The sequence below is a fragment of the Homoserinimonas sp. OAct 916 genome (assembly GCF_003260275.1).
In the GTDB taxonomy this organism is placed as follows: Bacteria; Actinomycetota; Actinomycetes; order Actinomycetales; family Microbacteriaceae; genus OACT-916.
The window spans coordinates 63,420-76,961 of the sequence record NZ_QJHB01000007.1; the positions used below are offsets into that span (position 1 = coordinate 63,420).

At 65.3% G+C, this 13,542-nt stretch carries 13 protein-coding genes; 9 read left to right on the plus strand and 4 right to left on the minus strand.

Annotated elements, in window-relative coordinates; translation table 11 throughout:
- The first annotated feature begins 127 nt into the window (after positions 1–127).
- Positions 128–964: a C40 family peptidase gene (locus DL891_RS09445; protein ID WP_157962460.1), complete on the plus strand. Its 837-nt coding sequence runs from the start codon at positions 128–130 to the stop codon at positions 962–964.
- Between the two features lie 144 nt (positions 965–1,108).
- On the opposite strand, the gene DL891_RS09450 is transcribed toward DL891_RS09445, so the two are convergent.
- From DL891_RS09450 to pyrE, 3 genes are all read right to left on the minus strand, one after another.
- Positions 1,109–1,750, minus strand: coding sequence for a TrmH family RNA methyltransferase (locus DL891_RS09450; protein ID WP_111720188.1), 642 nt, complete (start codon positions 1,748–1,750; stop codon positions 1,109–1,111).
- 76 nt (positions 1,751–1,826) lie between these two features.
- Positions 1,827–2,513, minus strand: a complete 687-nt coding sequence (locus tag DL891_RS09455; RefSeq protein WP_111720189.1) for a hypothetical protein — start codon at positions 2,511–2,513, stop codon at positions 1,827–1,829.
- Positions 2,513–3,061, minus strand: a complete 549-nt coding sequence (pyrE, locus tag DL891_RS09460) for an orotate phosphoribosyltransferase (protein WP_111720190.1) — start codon at positions 3,059–3,061, stop codon at positions 2,513–2,515. Before pyrE ends, DL891_RS09455 begins: the two co-directional genes overlap by 1 nt.
- Before the next feature lie 109 nt (positions 3,062–3,170).
- Between pyrE and DL891_RS09465 the strand changes: the two genes are divergently transcribed.
- From DL891_RS09465 to DL891_RS09500, 8 genes are all read left to right on the plus strand, one after another.
- Positions 3,171–4,004: an exodeoxyribonuclease III gene (locus DL891_RS09465; protein ID WP_111720191.1), complete on the plus strand. Its 834-nt coding sequence runs from the start codon at positions 3,171–3,173 to the stop codon at positions 4,002–4,004.
- Positions 4,005–4,315: 311 nt separating this feature from the next.
- Positions 4,316–5,746, plus strand: a complete 1,431-nt coding sequence (locus DL891_RS09470) for a DUF6421 family protein (protein WP_111720192.1) — start codon at positions 4,316–4,318, stop codon at positions 5,744–5,746.
- A 1-nt stretch (position 5,747) separates the two neighbouring features.
- Positions 5,748–6,416, plus strand: a complete 669-nt coding sequence (locus DL891_RS09475; RefSeq protein ID WP_111720193.1) for an SDR family oxidoreductase — start codon at positions 5,748–5,750, stop codon at positions 6,414–6,416.
- Between the two features lie 593 nt (positions 6,417–7,009).
- Positions 7,010–8,503 carry a sensor histidine kinase gene (locus tag DL891_RS09480; RefSeq protein ID WP_111720194.1) on the plus strand — a complete coding sequence of 498 codons (1,494 nt, stop codon included), beginning with the start codon at positions 7,010–7,012 and terminating at the stop codon, positions 8,501–8,503.
- Positions 8,500–9,192 (plus strand): response regulator transcription factor, encoded by a 693-nt coding sequence (locus tag DL891_RS09485; RefSeq protein WP_111720195.1) that lies wholly within the window; start codon positions 8,500–8,502, stop codon positions 9,190–9,192. Before DL891_RS09480 ends, DL891_RS09485 begins: the two co-directional genes overlap by 4 nt.
- Before the next feature lie 150 nt (positions 9,193–9,342).
- The gene (locus DL891_RS09490; RefSeq protein WP_111720196.1) at positions 9,343–10,227 is read left to right on the plus strand and encodes an ABC transporter ATP-binding protein; all 885 of its coding nucleotides are present in this window, start codon (positions 9,343–9,345) and stop codon (positions 10,225–10,227) included.
- Positions 10,224–11,375, plus strand: coding sequence for an ABC transporter permease (locus tag DL891_RS09495; protein WP_111720197.1), 1,152 nt, complete (start codon positions 10,224–10,226; stop codon positions 11,373–11,375). Before DL891_RS09490 ends, DL891_RS09495 begins: the two co-directional genes overlap by 4 nt.
- 81 nt (positions 11,376–11,456) lie before the next feature.
- Entirely contained in the window at positions 11,457–12,542 is a 1,086-nt protein-coding gene (locus DL891_RS09500; protein WP_232819096.1) for a low specificity L-threonine aldolase, read from the plus strand.
- A 220-nt stretch (positions 12,543–12,762) separates the two neighbouring features.
- Here DL891_RS09500 and DL891_RS09505 read toward each other — a convergent pair whose 3' ends face one another.
- A complete protein-coding gene (locus DL891_RS09505) occupies positions 12,763–13,536 on the minus strand; it encodes an N-acetyltransferase (protein ID WP_111720199.1) in 774 nt (257 codons plus the stop codon).
- Positions 13,537–13,542: the final 6 nt, after the last annotated feature.

Genomic DNA, 13,542 nt, shown 5'->3' on the forward strand with positions numbered 1-13,542 from the left:
GTGTAACGACCCGACACAAAAGCCTGAAGAACTGACACGAGAAGCCTGTACTGGTACCGGAGCTATTTTTTTGTTACGAACTAAGCACGCGATTGAACCGTTGAAGCGCGGGCGCAGATCCACTGCCGTGGCTGTCCCCTCATCGGCGGTCAACAGCATTGATGTCGTCCCTCCCGCCCCGAGCGAACGGGCACGTCGCCGTCGCAGCGAAGACGCGATGAGCCTGCGGGCCCGCGTTCGCCGCATCACCGCAACCGGCGGAGTCTTGGCTGCGTGCATGGGAATGATGGTCGCCTTCGCTGTTCCCGCTCAGGCCGCCCAGACGGGCGTGTTCGACGGCCAGTTCGCCGCGCACAACCGCCTGCTCCAGCAACTGGAAGCCCAGACCCTGACGACGACGAACATCTCCGCCCCGTTGAGTGTCGTCCGCGACGGTGTGAAGGCGACCTCTCAGGAAGAACTCGATGCCGCCGCCGAGGAGAAGCGCCTCGAGCAGGAACGCGCTGCGGAAGCGGAGCGTCAGGCAGAACTGGCCAACTCGGCATCGGTGGCCAGCTCCGACTCCGGTGCCAGCTCCGGCTCGGGCGGCAGCTCCCCGGCCACCTACGCCGGCCCCCAGTCCTATAGCGGTGGGGGCGTCATCGGCTACGCATCGCAGTTTGTCGGCGTGGTTCCCTACGGTACGGGTAATCACCCCTCAGACTCGTTCTCCTGCGACGGTTACACGCAATACGTATTCGCCGGCGTGGGAATCTACCTGCCGCGCGGTGCGGACGCCCAGGGTTCAATGGGCACCCAGATCTCGCAGTCCGAAGCAGTGGCCGGCGACCTGGTCTGGTGGCCCGGACAGCACATCGGCATCTACGATGGTGCCGGTGGCATGTACGACTCTCCTGACTGGGGCCGCACGGTTCAGCACCGCCAAGGCAGTCTCTGGGGATCACCCGTCTTCGTCCGCCTTTAAATCCACTGCTCGTAAATACACTGCTCGCTCAGCTACGCGACGGCCCCAGGGAGAAGCATGGCCCTGCCGTTACGCCGGATGACCGAAACTTCGCAGATCACTGACTGAACAGATCACTGACTGAATTGATCATGACTGAACAGATCACTGACTGAAACTGACGTGCTGCATCACCCAGGCGTGCATTGTCACCGCCGCGGCAGCCGACGCGTTGATCGACCGGGTCGATCCGAACTGACTGATCTCAACGACGGCGGATGCCGCCTCCAACGCCTCGGCTGAGAGCCCCGGCCCCTCCTGTCCGAACAGAAGCAGACACCGGGCCGGAAACTCGAACGTCTCGATGATCACGCTGCCCGGCACGTTGTCGATCGCAATGATGGGCAACTCTTCCGTGGCGGCAAAGTCGACGAGGTGCGCAACATCCGGGTGATGTCTGACGTGCTGGTAGCGGTCAGTGACCATCGCCCCGCGCTTGTTCCACCGTTTGCGGCCGACGATGTGCACCGTGTCTGCCCCGAACGCGTTCGCGCTGCGCACGATGGAGCCGATGTTCATGTCGTGCTGCCAGTTCTCGATGGCCACGTGAAACGGATGCCGACTCTGATCGAGGTCGGCCACGATCGCGTCCATCAGCCAGTACCGGTACCGGTCGATCACGTTGCGGCTGTCGCCGTGGCGCAGCAGATCCGGGTCGTACTGGTCCCCCTCGGGCCAGACCCCCACCCACGGACCGAGGCCGTTCGTCGAGTGCTCGATCGAGGGGTTGTTGTTCTGGCTGGGCATCCCCCAAGGCTAATCGCCCCGGCCGCGAGGCGGCGCACACTTCGTCACAACGCCCACTTCGTCAGCGCCGCTGCCACTATCCGGCCGCAAGGCTGCCCTCGATCGGATCGCCGCTCGCCCTGTTGACGAAGCAGTAGTAGTTGCGCTGCTCCTCGCCCCATTGCGCGTCGGTCAACGGGTAGGTGCCTTCGACCCGAATGTCGGTGTAGGCCTCGGCGGCGGCGAAGTCGATCACATCGGGAGTGCCGCACAGCAGCGGGATCTGCTCGGCCAGGGCATCGGCCCCCGGGTAGGGCGCTTCGGGTCCACCCTCGAAGACATCGGTGAACACCATCTGGCTGGCGTGCGGCTTCCCGCAGTCGACGACCGCGAACGTCTCGGCCCACGGCGTGTCGAAGGGTTGCAGGCATTCGCCCCCGCGCAACTGGTCCCACGGGTGCTCGCCCTCGGCGGCCGGACCCGTGGAGGGTTCGGGAACAACCGGTAGCGGCGATGGCGAGAAAGAGGGGGGCGTTGAAGCCGCCAGGCTGGGGGAGCTCGACGGGCGTGCCGACGGGCCCGCTGGAGTCGCTCCCAGGGTGGTGCCGAGGTAGAAGAGCCCGATCAGGATGCCGGCACTGACGATGACGCCGGCCACCCACAGCAAGCATGTTCGCCGGTTGCGATGGGCTGAGACCTGCGGCGATGGGCTCTGGCGCCCCGGCGTGGCATCCGGATCGGAGGGTGTGGCCGCCGAGGTTCGGTGCTCATCGCCGGGCTGCACTACACGAGCCCCAGGTCGTCGAGTCCGATCGCGTAGTAGTACGGGTACCCGGCCGCCTCGATGACTTCGCGCGCACCGGTGTTGCGATCGACCACGACGGCCACCCCGGCGATTTCGGCGCCAACCTTCTTCAACGCCTCGATGGCGGCAAGTGGTGAGCCACCCGTGGTGGAGGTGTCTTCGAGCACGACCACGCGCTTGCCGGCGAGGTCGGGGCCCTCGACCTGGCGTCCGCGACCGTGGTCCTTGGGCTCCTTCCGCACGACGAACGCGTCATAGGCGAGTCCGCGCGCTGCGCCCTGGTGCAAAATGGCTGCGGCCACCGGGTCTGCCCCCATCGTCATTCCGCCGACGGCCTGCACATTCGGGATCTTGGCGATCACGTCGAGCATGACCTGGCCGATCAGCGGCGCCACCCGGTGGTCGAGGCTCACCCGGCGAAGGTCGACGTAGTAGCTGGCCCTCGCGCCGCTGGTGAGCGTGAAGTCGCCGTGGAACACGGCGTCGCTGGAGATATGGGCAATGAGTTGTTCTCTGGCATCCGTCACGGCACAGATTCTACCGGGCACGGGTGTTGCGCCCGGAAAGCACACGCAGCCGGTGACCCTCGGGAGTGATCCGCGCCCGGCTGCGGCCCGCGTCAATAGACTGGGCGGCATGCGTGTTGCGACTTGGAATGTGAATTCGATCAGAACTCGTGTGGGCCGCGTGGTCGATTGGATGGTGCGTGAAGACATCGACGTGCTGGGCATGCAGGAGATCAAGTGCAAGCCCGAGCAGTTTCCGGCCGAGGCGTTCGAGGATGCGGGCTATGAGCTCGCCATTCACGGGCTCAACCAGTGGAATGGCGTGGCGTTCGCCAGCCGTCTGCCGATCGAAGACCCGGCCACGAGCTTCGAGGGCATGCCCGGCTTCCTGAAGGGTGCCGAGGGCCCGGACCAGCCGCTTGAGGCACGGGCGCTCGGAGTGACCGTGAACGATGTACGGCTGTGGAGCCTCTACGTGCCCAACGGCCGCAGCCTGGACGACCCGCACTACGCGTACAAGCTCAACTGGCTCACGCAGCTGAAGCACGCGACCGCCCGGTGGCTGGCTGAGCGCCCCCACCAGCCCCTGGCGCTGATGGGCGACTGGAACGTCGCCCCGTTGGACTCGGATGTCTGGCCCACCTGGCCGTTCGAGGGCGCCACCCACACCTCGGCGCCCGAACGCGCCGCCTTCAACGCCTTCGAGACGATCGGACTGACCGACGTGGTGCGGCCGCTCATCCCCACGGGCTACACGTATTGGGACTACCAGCAACTACGGTTTCCTCGTGATGAGGGCATGCGCATTGACTTCATCCTGGGCTCACAGCCGTTCGCAGACCTCGTGACGGATGCGAGCATCCACCGCGACGAGCGAAAGGGCGACGCACCCAGCGATCACGTGCCCGTGGTCGTCGACCTGGACCTCGAGGTCGAGGACGAAGACCGCCCGATGATCTTCTGACGCCCGCTTTACCTTGACGCCCGCTTTACCTTCACGCCCCCCTCCCTTCACACCCTCTCCCCTTCACGCCCCCTCCCGACATACTTGTACACCCCGATCTGGCCGAGAGCGCAGTCGTTGCCGTTATCCGGCAATCATTACCTCACCAGCTCCCCTCTCGGCGGGCGGGCACGCAACTTTTCGCCCGGGACGCAAAACAACGCCGGGCCGCCCCGGTTAGGCTGACTAGAGAGCCGGTGGCATCCACGCGATCGGCCTTCAGGCATGCGCCAAGAAAAACTGGCCGCAGCGTTCACGACGGGAGGTTCACAATGTCTCAATTCATGCAAGACCCAACAAAAACAATTGTCGGAGAACCCGAGGTCGTCGAAGACGACGTTCACACTGAGCCCCGTCGAAGTGTCGAAGACGTTCTGTCGGTCGAGACGAACCCCGCGTGGCTGGCGCTGAAGGAGGCCGCCACCGCGATGCAGGCGCTCCAGGTGCAGGACGGCTCGATTCCCGAGGTCACGGTCAGAGGTGAGGCCCACCGTCACGTCGACACGATCACCTCGTCGATTGAGACCCTCGCACCGCTGTTCCCTCACGACGCCGAGTATCTCGCAGCGTCGGTCGTCGACTTTCGCCGCTGGGCGGACGAAGGCTTCGGCGTGCCAGACTTCTACGACTCGCTGGTCGCGTTCCAGCCTCAGCGCTCGCGCGCCGATGGCACACGCCACCTGGTCGTGTTTCCGATGTACACCCAGAACGGCAGTGCCAACCGGTTCGTCGAAGCCGTTCTGATCGAGGGTCTATGGCCGGAGTTCATCGCCGAGGTGGAAGAGGAATACACGAACAAGCTGTTCGTGCCCATCCGCTTCCTTGATTTCACCCCCGGCTACGACACCAACGCCGCAGTCCTGTTCCCAGAATCGGTTGCGATGCGCGCCATCCCAACGTTCACCTGGGGTGCGATCTTCGCCGACCGCGAGGCCGCCCGCTACCGCAGGGTCGTGCGTGCCGCAGCCGAGATCACGCGGCTGGAGCTGCCCGCCGACGCGGCGGCGCTCTTGGACGACCAGCACCTGATGGAGGAGGTCTTCGTGATGTGGGACCTCATCCACGACCGCACCCACATGCGCGGCGACCTTCCGTTCGACCCTTTCATGATCAAGCAGCGGATGCCGTTCTTCCTCTACTCGTTGGAGGAACTCCGTTGTGACCTGACCGCGTTCCGCGAGTCGGTCGCGATCGAGCACAACGAGAAGGCGAGCCCCGAGGCACGCAAGCACGCCAAGCTGGTGCAGTATGCCGTGATCTTCGACCGGATCTTCCGCTTCGCGATCACCGGCAACAGGGTACGCAACTACGACGGGCTGGGCGGTCAACTGTTGTTCGCCTGGATGCACCAGCACCACGTGCTGCACTGGACCGACACCGAGCTCAGCTTCGACTGGGAGTCGGTGCCGAACGTCGTCATCGCCCTGGGCCAAGCCATCGACGACCTGTATTGGCGCTCGATCGACCGGCCGAAGACCGCACACTGGCTGGCCGCATACGACATGATCCGGGAGACGCTCACCCCGAACCCGGCCTCGGTCTGGGCTCGTGGATTGCCCGACGAGATTCTTGCCGGGCCGCCCAAGGGCTACACGGATGCGGTCTTGGACGACGAGTTCCCGCTGTCGATGTTCTACGAGGCGCTGAGTAAGAAGATGAAGGATGTCATCGAGTCCACAGCAGGCATCACCGGACGTGACTGAGATGCCCTCCGCAGTTGCTGGTCGCACCGTGCTCATCGCCGGTGCGACCAGCAAGGCCGGGCGCACCGTCGCCGAAGCCCTCACGGCCGCTGGCGCAAAAGTGGTTGCCGTCGGCTCCAACCGGGGCCGACTCGATGACCTTCGCGAGCAGGTCGGGGATGTCGCCACCTACGTGTGCGACCTCGCCGATTTCGCGGCCGTCACCGAACTCGCGGAACGCGTGCGCGACGAACACGGTGGGATCGACGGCCTGATCCAGCTTGTCGGCGGCTGGCGCGGCGGGGGCGGGCTGGCTGGCCAGACCGACGAGGACTGGGATTTTCTGCACACCAACATCGTGCAGACGCTGCGCAACACGACGCGGGCCTTCAACGACGACCTGCTGGCCTCAACCGCGGGCAGGTTGGCCATCGTCTCGTCGACATCGGTGGCAAAGCCGGCCGCGGGAGGCGCCAATTATGCGACCGCAAAGGCTGCGGCCGAAACGTGGGTGCGAGCCGTCGGCCAGGGGTTTGCAAAAGCTGAAGCACCCGCTGCTACTACGATTTTCGCCGTCCGCGGGCTCGACGGCCTCGAAGGCCAACTCGCGGGTGCCGTGGTGGCGCTGTGGGACCAGGATGCCGTTTCGCTGAACAACAGTCGACACATCCTGCAGCCCGACGCCTCCTGAGCCGTTCGCGCAACACGGGGCGGCCCCGACCACTCAGCGGGCACCAAAAGCTCAGGAGCACAGCCGCACGGGCGCCCTCTGGGCGCCGGCTACCCGCTGCTCCTGAATTTCGGCGTGCGCAGAAATCGGGATCGGACGGCGCGGGATGCGTCACCGGGCGGGCACGGTCACCGCGCATGCAGCGACACGGCGCGGCGCGGCCAAAATCGTACTCGGCCGGAGATCCCGCGGCCACACGAATCATACGATCGTCCGGATCGATGATGACAGTGGCCAGAGCGGCCCAGCCGTGCCCGAATACAGCACCGGCTTCGGGCCGACAGCAGAGTTCTGCCTCGTCACCAGGCCACGTAACTCCTTCTCTCCGGGCCCCGAGCAGCAGTTCCCGCGCACACGAGGCAAGGTCAATCGGCTGTGGTCACCAGCTTCCCACAGGATCGCGGCACCGTCTCCTATGGCCCGGCTCGTATGGTCCGGCTCCAATGGTCCGGCTCCAAGGGTCCGGCCCCTGTTGTCCGGCTCCTATCGTCCGGGGCGCGCGCATCCGCCTTCAGGGGGATACACGATGCGCGCCGATTACCTACTCTTGAAGAATGACCGATTTCGTCGACTCCCCCGCCAGTGATTGGCAGAGGCCGCTCCCAGAGGCCGGCTGGTGGCGCACAGACCTGTGGGTCGCCATCGGGCTCGCTGCTGCCACGGCCGGAAGCGTCTCCCTCAGTCGCGCTGCCGGCGTTTTCGACGAATCACCGACGTGGCTGGTCATCATCTGGGTGATTCTACTCACGGTGCCGTTGGCTGTGCGCCGCAGGTGGCCGGAGGCGGCGGCGATCATCGTCTCCCTCACCTTCAGCGTCGGCGCGATGCTCGGCGTCGGCGACGTGTTGTTCGGGAACATCTGCCTCTATCTTTCTATTTACTCCGTCGGCGCGTGGGGCCGCAACCGGGTGGTCGCCCTCTGGGTTCGCGGTGCGATCATTCTGGGCATGTTCCTGTGGTTGTTCTGGGCGCTGTTGGACCAGTCGAATCAGGTGAATGTTCTTCCCGAACTGTCCAGGGAGGGCGCGTTCTCGCCCTACGCCGCGTTCGGTCTCCTGCAGGTTCTGATCAATATTCTCTACTTCGCGGCCGCCTACTACTTCGGGAATGCCTCCTGGAACTCCGCCCGCCGTGCGGCCAGTCTGGTGGCCCGCACCCACGAGCTTGCCGAGGAGCGGGAACGCACCGCACACCAAGCAGTAGTGCTGGAACGGGTTCGGATCGCCCGGGAGTTGCACGACGTCGTGGCCCATCACGTGTCGATGATGGGGGTGCAGGCCGGCGCCGCACGCCGGGTTCTCGGCAGCGACCCCGATGAAGCGGTTCTGGCGATCACACGCATTGAAGAGAGTGCCCGCAGCGCTGTCAAGGAGCTGCACGCCCTCCTGGGCGCCCTACGCGATGACGATGACCCGAAATCGCCGCCTGGGTCCCTGACCACCAGCGAGAGCATCAGCATCCGCGGGGCACACCAGTTGGAGCAACTGGTCGCCGAAAATCGGGCTGCGGGGCTCGCCGTCAAGTTCAGCCTGATCGGAGAGCCCATCACCGTGCCCGCCACCGTCGATGCGTGCATCTACCGCATCACCCAGGAAGCGCTGACGAACACGCGCAAGCACGCGGGTGCCGGTGCGACTGCCGATGTTCGGCTGCGCTACGAACCGCACGCCGTCGAGTTGGAGGTGACCGATGATGGGGTCGGCGCCGTGACGAGGTCGGCCGCCCCAGGCAGGGGTCTCGGCCACCGCGGCATGCGCGAACGCACGGATGCGGTGGGCGGCGAATTGCACCTTGGCGCCCGCTCACGCGGCGGTTACCTCGTGCGTGCCCGGTTCCCGTTGGACGGCGGTGCCATTTCCAACAACGACGCCGTTTCCGACGAAGGTGCGGCATCCAAACAAAACGCAGCCCCAAACAACACGGCAGTCTCGCACGACACGGCAAGCTTCCACGACGGGGCAGCCTCAAACGAAAGGCCCGCTTCAAACAACTGTGCCGCGCCGGCCTTCGGCACTCCGCTGGCCGAGAGATCGTCGGCCACCCCATGAGCCGCATCACGGTGCTGCTCGCCGACGACCAGGCACTGGTTCGCGCCGGTATCCGCACCATTCTGCACTCGGAGCCCGGCATCGAGGTCGTCGGAGAGGCCGCCGACGGAAACGAGGCGATCGAGCAGGCCACGAGACTCAACCCCGACGTGATCTGCATGGACGTGCAGATGCCCGGCCGTGACGGGCTGAGCGCAACGAGGGTGATCGTGGCTGACCCGAGCATCCGGTCTGCCGTTCTCATCCTGACCACGTTCGATCGGGAGGACTATCTCTTTGACGCCCTGCAACACGGTGCGAGCGGTTTCGTTCTCAAGAATGCAACACCGGAGGCGCTGATCGACGCCGTGCAAGTGCTGGCCCGCGGCGATGCCCTCCTCTCCCCCGATGTGACGCGGCGGGTCATCGAGCGCTTTGCTGGCGGTGGGGCGCCGACGACCCCCAGAACACTTCCCGAGGCACTCGATGACCTCACGGCGCGCGAGCGTGAAGTGCTCTCCCTGGTGGCCGCCGGCCTCGCAAATTATGAGATCGCGCGCACGCTCTTCCTGGGTGAAGCAACGGTGAAGACGCACGTCTCGAACACTCTGGCGAAGCTCGGCCTGCGCGATCGGATCCAGGCGATCGTCTACGCCTACGAGAACGGGATCGTCATCCCCGGCGCACAGGAAGAACCGCTGAACATCTGACGCCCCCCTGCAGACGGAGCCGATCTTCACCCGGCAGGCGGATGCGCTGGCAGCCGCTCTTTTCGTAACGTTGGTGGCAGCACCACAATCTCGGAGTGAACACAGAACGACAACAGGCGCCGGTAACCGGCACTGACCAGAAGGGCAACCATGCTCGAAGTAGCCGCCATCAACAAGCACTACGGTGCTCGCCAAGTATTGACCGACGTGAACTTTACGATCGGCGACGGGCGAATGACCGGCTTCGTCGGAGCAAACGGATCCGGCAAGACCACGACTATGCGAATCATCCTCGGGGTGCTTGCCGCAGACAGTGGCCAAGTGCTGCTCGACGGCATACCGTTGACTGCCGAAGTCCGCCGCCGGTTCGGCTACATGCCCGAAGAACGTGGCCTCTACCCGAAGATGCGCGTGCAGGAGCAACTGGTCTACCTCGCCCGCCTGCACGGTGTGCCTCCGAAGGCGGCCGCCGACAATGCCGACGCATTGCTCGAGCGGCTCGGCCTGACCGAGCGCGCGAGAGACCTGGTCGAATCGCTGTCGCTCGGCAACCAGCAGCGAGCGCAGATCGCCGCAGCGCTCGTGCACGACCCGGAGTTCCTGGTGCTGGACGAACCGTTCTCGGGGCTCGACCCGATCGCCGTCGAAACCGTGCTCGGGGTCCTGCGCGACTATGCCGCCGGTGGGGCACCCGTCCTGTTCTCGTCCCATCAACTCGACCTGGTCGAGCGGTTGTGTGACGATCTCGTGATCATCGCCGACGGGTCGATCCGCGCCGCCGGCCCCAGCCAGTTGCTGCGCGACGAACACAGCACCCCACGATTCGAGCTGCACGCCAATTCTGATGTCGGCTGGCTGCGCCAGGTCTCAGGCGTGAATGTGCTCGAGTTCGATGGCTCGTGGGCACAGTTCGAAGCCGAGTCCGAGTCGGTCAGTCAAGCAGTTCTGCGCGAGGCCCTCGAGCGCGGATCCGTCACCTCGTTCGGACGGGACCGCCCGAGCCTTGCCACCATCTTCAAGGAGGTCATCCAATGAGCATCCTCAGCCAGCACACGGCCACAGCTCGTCGGCAACGAACGGAGTACCAGGCGCCCACATTCGCCCAGAGCGTCTGGCTGGTGTCCAACCGTGAAATCACCGCACGGTTGCGCAGCAAGGCGTTCCTCATCTCCACCGGAATCCTGTTGCTGCTCACCATTGCGTCGGTGATCGTCGCGGGGATCGTGAGCGCCAACCCGCCACTCACCAAGGTTGCCGTACTCGATTCCACCAGCGAAGTTGTCGAGGCAACCGGCGTCCTCGAGGCGGTGTCAGCGTCCGGCGTCGCGGAAGCCGAAGAGATGGTGCGTGACGGCACTGTTTCGGCCGCGGTTGTGCCGGCCACCGGCGCCGACTCCGTTCTCGATGTGCGCGTCATTGCGCTCGACTCCGTTCCCACCAGCGTCCTGGGAGCCCTGAGCGTCATCCCGGATGTGACGGTGCTTGAGCCGGCGGCTCAGCCCGAAGTCCTGATCTACTTCGTCGCGATCGGATTCGGCCTCGTGTTCTTCCTTTCGGCGATGACATTCGGTACCACCATCGCCCAGAGCGTCGTGGAGGAGAAACAGACCCGGGTCGTGGAGATTCTCATGTCGGCAATCCCGGTGAGAGCACTGATGGCCGGAAAAGTGGTGGGCAACACCATCATGGCGTTCGCCCAGATCACGTTGATCGGGGTGCTCGTCTCGGCCAGCATGGCCGTCACCGGCCAACATGTGCTGCTGACCGACATCGGCGGACCAATCATCTGGTTCATCGTGTTCTTCACGTTCGGCTTCGTGTTGATCGCGGCGCTCTACGCGGCAACGGCATCGATGGTGTCGCGCCAGGAAGACGTGGGTTCTGTGACGGCCCCGGTCATGATGCTGGTCATGATCCCGTACTTCCTTGTCATCTTCTTCAACAACAACCCCCTCGTACTCGCCATCATGAGCTACGTTCCGTTCTCGGCCCCGGTCGGGATGCCCATGCGCATGTTCCTGGGCACCGCCGAATGGTGGGAACCCCTATTGTCCCTCGCAATCCTGCTCGTGACCACGTGGGGTGTCGTTGTACTGGGTTCACGCATCTATTCCAATTCCCTGCTGCGGATGGGCGGCCGGGTGAAGTTCACCGAGGCGCTAAGCGCGCGTTCCGGGTCGTAGGACGCGGTGCACCTCGGGCACGGCGCCCCGGACCGCCACGGGTTTCGCGAGAGAGTCGAGGGAGGTGGAAGAATGGATGACGTGACCGAACCCCTGACACTCCATGACTCTGCCCAGCGCGGCTTCGCCTCGGACAACTACGCGGGGGTGCATCCAGAAGTTCTGGCCGCGATCGCCGCTGCCAACGGCGGACACCAGGTCGCCTACGGTGAAGACGTCTACACCCAGCACCTGAACCAGGTGATGGCCGACCACTTCGGCGACGGGATCGAGGTCTTCCCCGTCTTCAACGGCACCGGCGCCAACGTGCTCGCGCTGCAGTCGCTGCTGCCCCGTTGGGGCGCCGTGATCTGCGCGACCACCGCACACATCAACGCCGACGAGAACGGTGCACCCGAGCGCGTTGGCGGCATGAAGCTCTTGACCGTGGCCAGCCCGGATGGCAAGCTCACCCCGGAGTTGATCGACGAGCAGGCCTGGGGCTGGGGCGACGAGCATCGCGCGCAGCCGCTCGCGGTGTCGATCACCCAGACCACCGAGGTGGGCACGCTCTACACGGTCGACGAGGTGCGCGCGATCGCCGACCACGTGCACTCGAAGGGCATGAAACTGCACATGGACGGGGCCCGACTTGCCAACGCCGCCGCCAGCCTCGGCGTGCCGCTGCGTGCATTCACCCGCGACGCCGGGGTCGACATCCTGTCATTCGGGGGGACCAAGAACGGGCTCCTGTTCGGTGAGGCCGTTGTCGTACTCCAGCCCGACGCATCTTCCGGCCTGCTCTTTCTGCGCAAGATGAACATGCAGCTCGCGTCGAAGATGCGGTTCGTGTCAGCGCAACTGATCGCGCTGTTGAGCGGTGACCTCTGGCTGCAGTCCGCCAGTCACGCGAATGCCATGGCCGCGAGGCTGCGCACCGCGGTCGAGGCCGGCATCGCCGATGGTTCGCTGCCGGGAGTGGGTTTCAGCCAGCCGACCCAGGCGAACGCGGTGTTCGGCGTACTCCCCGACGGCATCGCCGACCGCCTGCGCGAGTCGTTCCGGTTCTACGACTGGGATGCGGCACGCCGGGAGGTTCGCTGGATGTGCTCGTGGGACACCACCGAAGACGACATCGACGCCTTCGTCGCCGCCATGAAGAAAGAGCTGGCGCAGCACACCGGCTGACCGGGAGCTCAGACCTCACCGCAGCTCTATTCCCCCCCTTCGCAGCTTCTCCCCTCACCGAATCGTATCCCACAGCGAGCATCGCGCCACGAGGAACGCATCGCCCCTGCTTGAACGAGCGCGAAGCGTTCTGGTGGGGGCGCGGACGCTCAACCCGCGGGACCGAGCCCGCGGGACCGAGGCCGCCAGACCGAGCCCGCGGGACCGAGTCCGCTTGACGTCAGCCGGCCTTCACCCAGTAGCGGTAGTGCGACGCGGTGACGAAGCCGAGGCTTTCGTAGAACGCGAGCGCGCCGTGGCTGGTGGCCAGCACCTGCAGGCAGAGTTTGGTGACCCCCTGCGGCTCCGCGGCCGCCACGAGCGCCGCCAGAACTCGAGTGGCCAGCCCCTGGCGACGTGCATTCGGCCGCACGACCAGGGAGAACAGCGCCCCCCACTCATCGAGTAGGGCGAGCCGCCCACCCGCGCTCACGCCCGTCTCGTCGAGAATCGTGGCATAGAGAGCCGGCGCGCCGGTCATGATCGAACGGGCTGTGGCAAGGTCGGTCGTCGTTCCACGGCCGTCGACGCTCCACCACATCGTCATCCATTCGGCATCCGGTTCATCCGTGATGCTCACCTGCGCGAGGGCCTCGGACGGTATCGAGGAGAGCGCGGCTGCCACATCGGTGAGCACTGCGACCTGGGTCAGTGTCTCTCCTTCGCGGTGGTATCCCCGCGCCGCGAGTCGGTCGGTCAGATCCGGTGGCGATGTCGCGTCACTGATCTGGAACATGACGGGCAGCCCGCGTTCACGGTAGAACGACTCGACCGAGTCAATCGCCGCATCCGCGTCTTTGACCTCGCCAGCCGTGAGCACGGAATTCGCCCGACGGGTCACCCCCGAAGCGGAGCGAATCACCCAGCCATCAATTTCATGCGTGTCGGTAGCCGGCCACCCGCGGGCGGCGAGCTTGTCCAGTTCAGCTGCTGTTGCCAGCGACGTCTGTGTCATACCCCC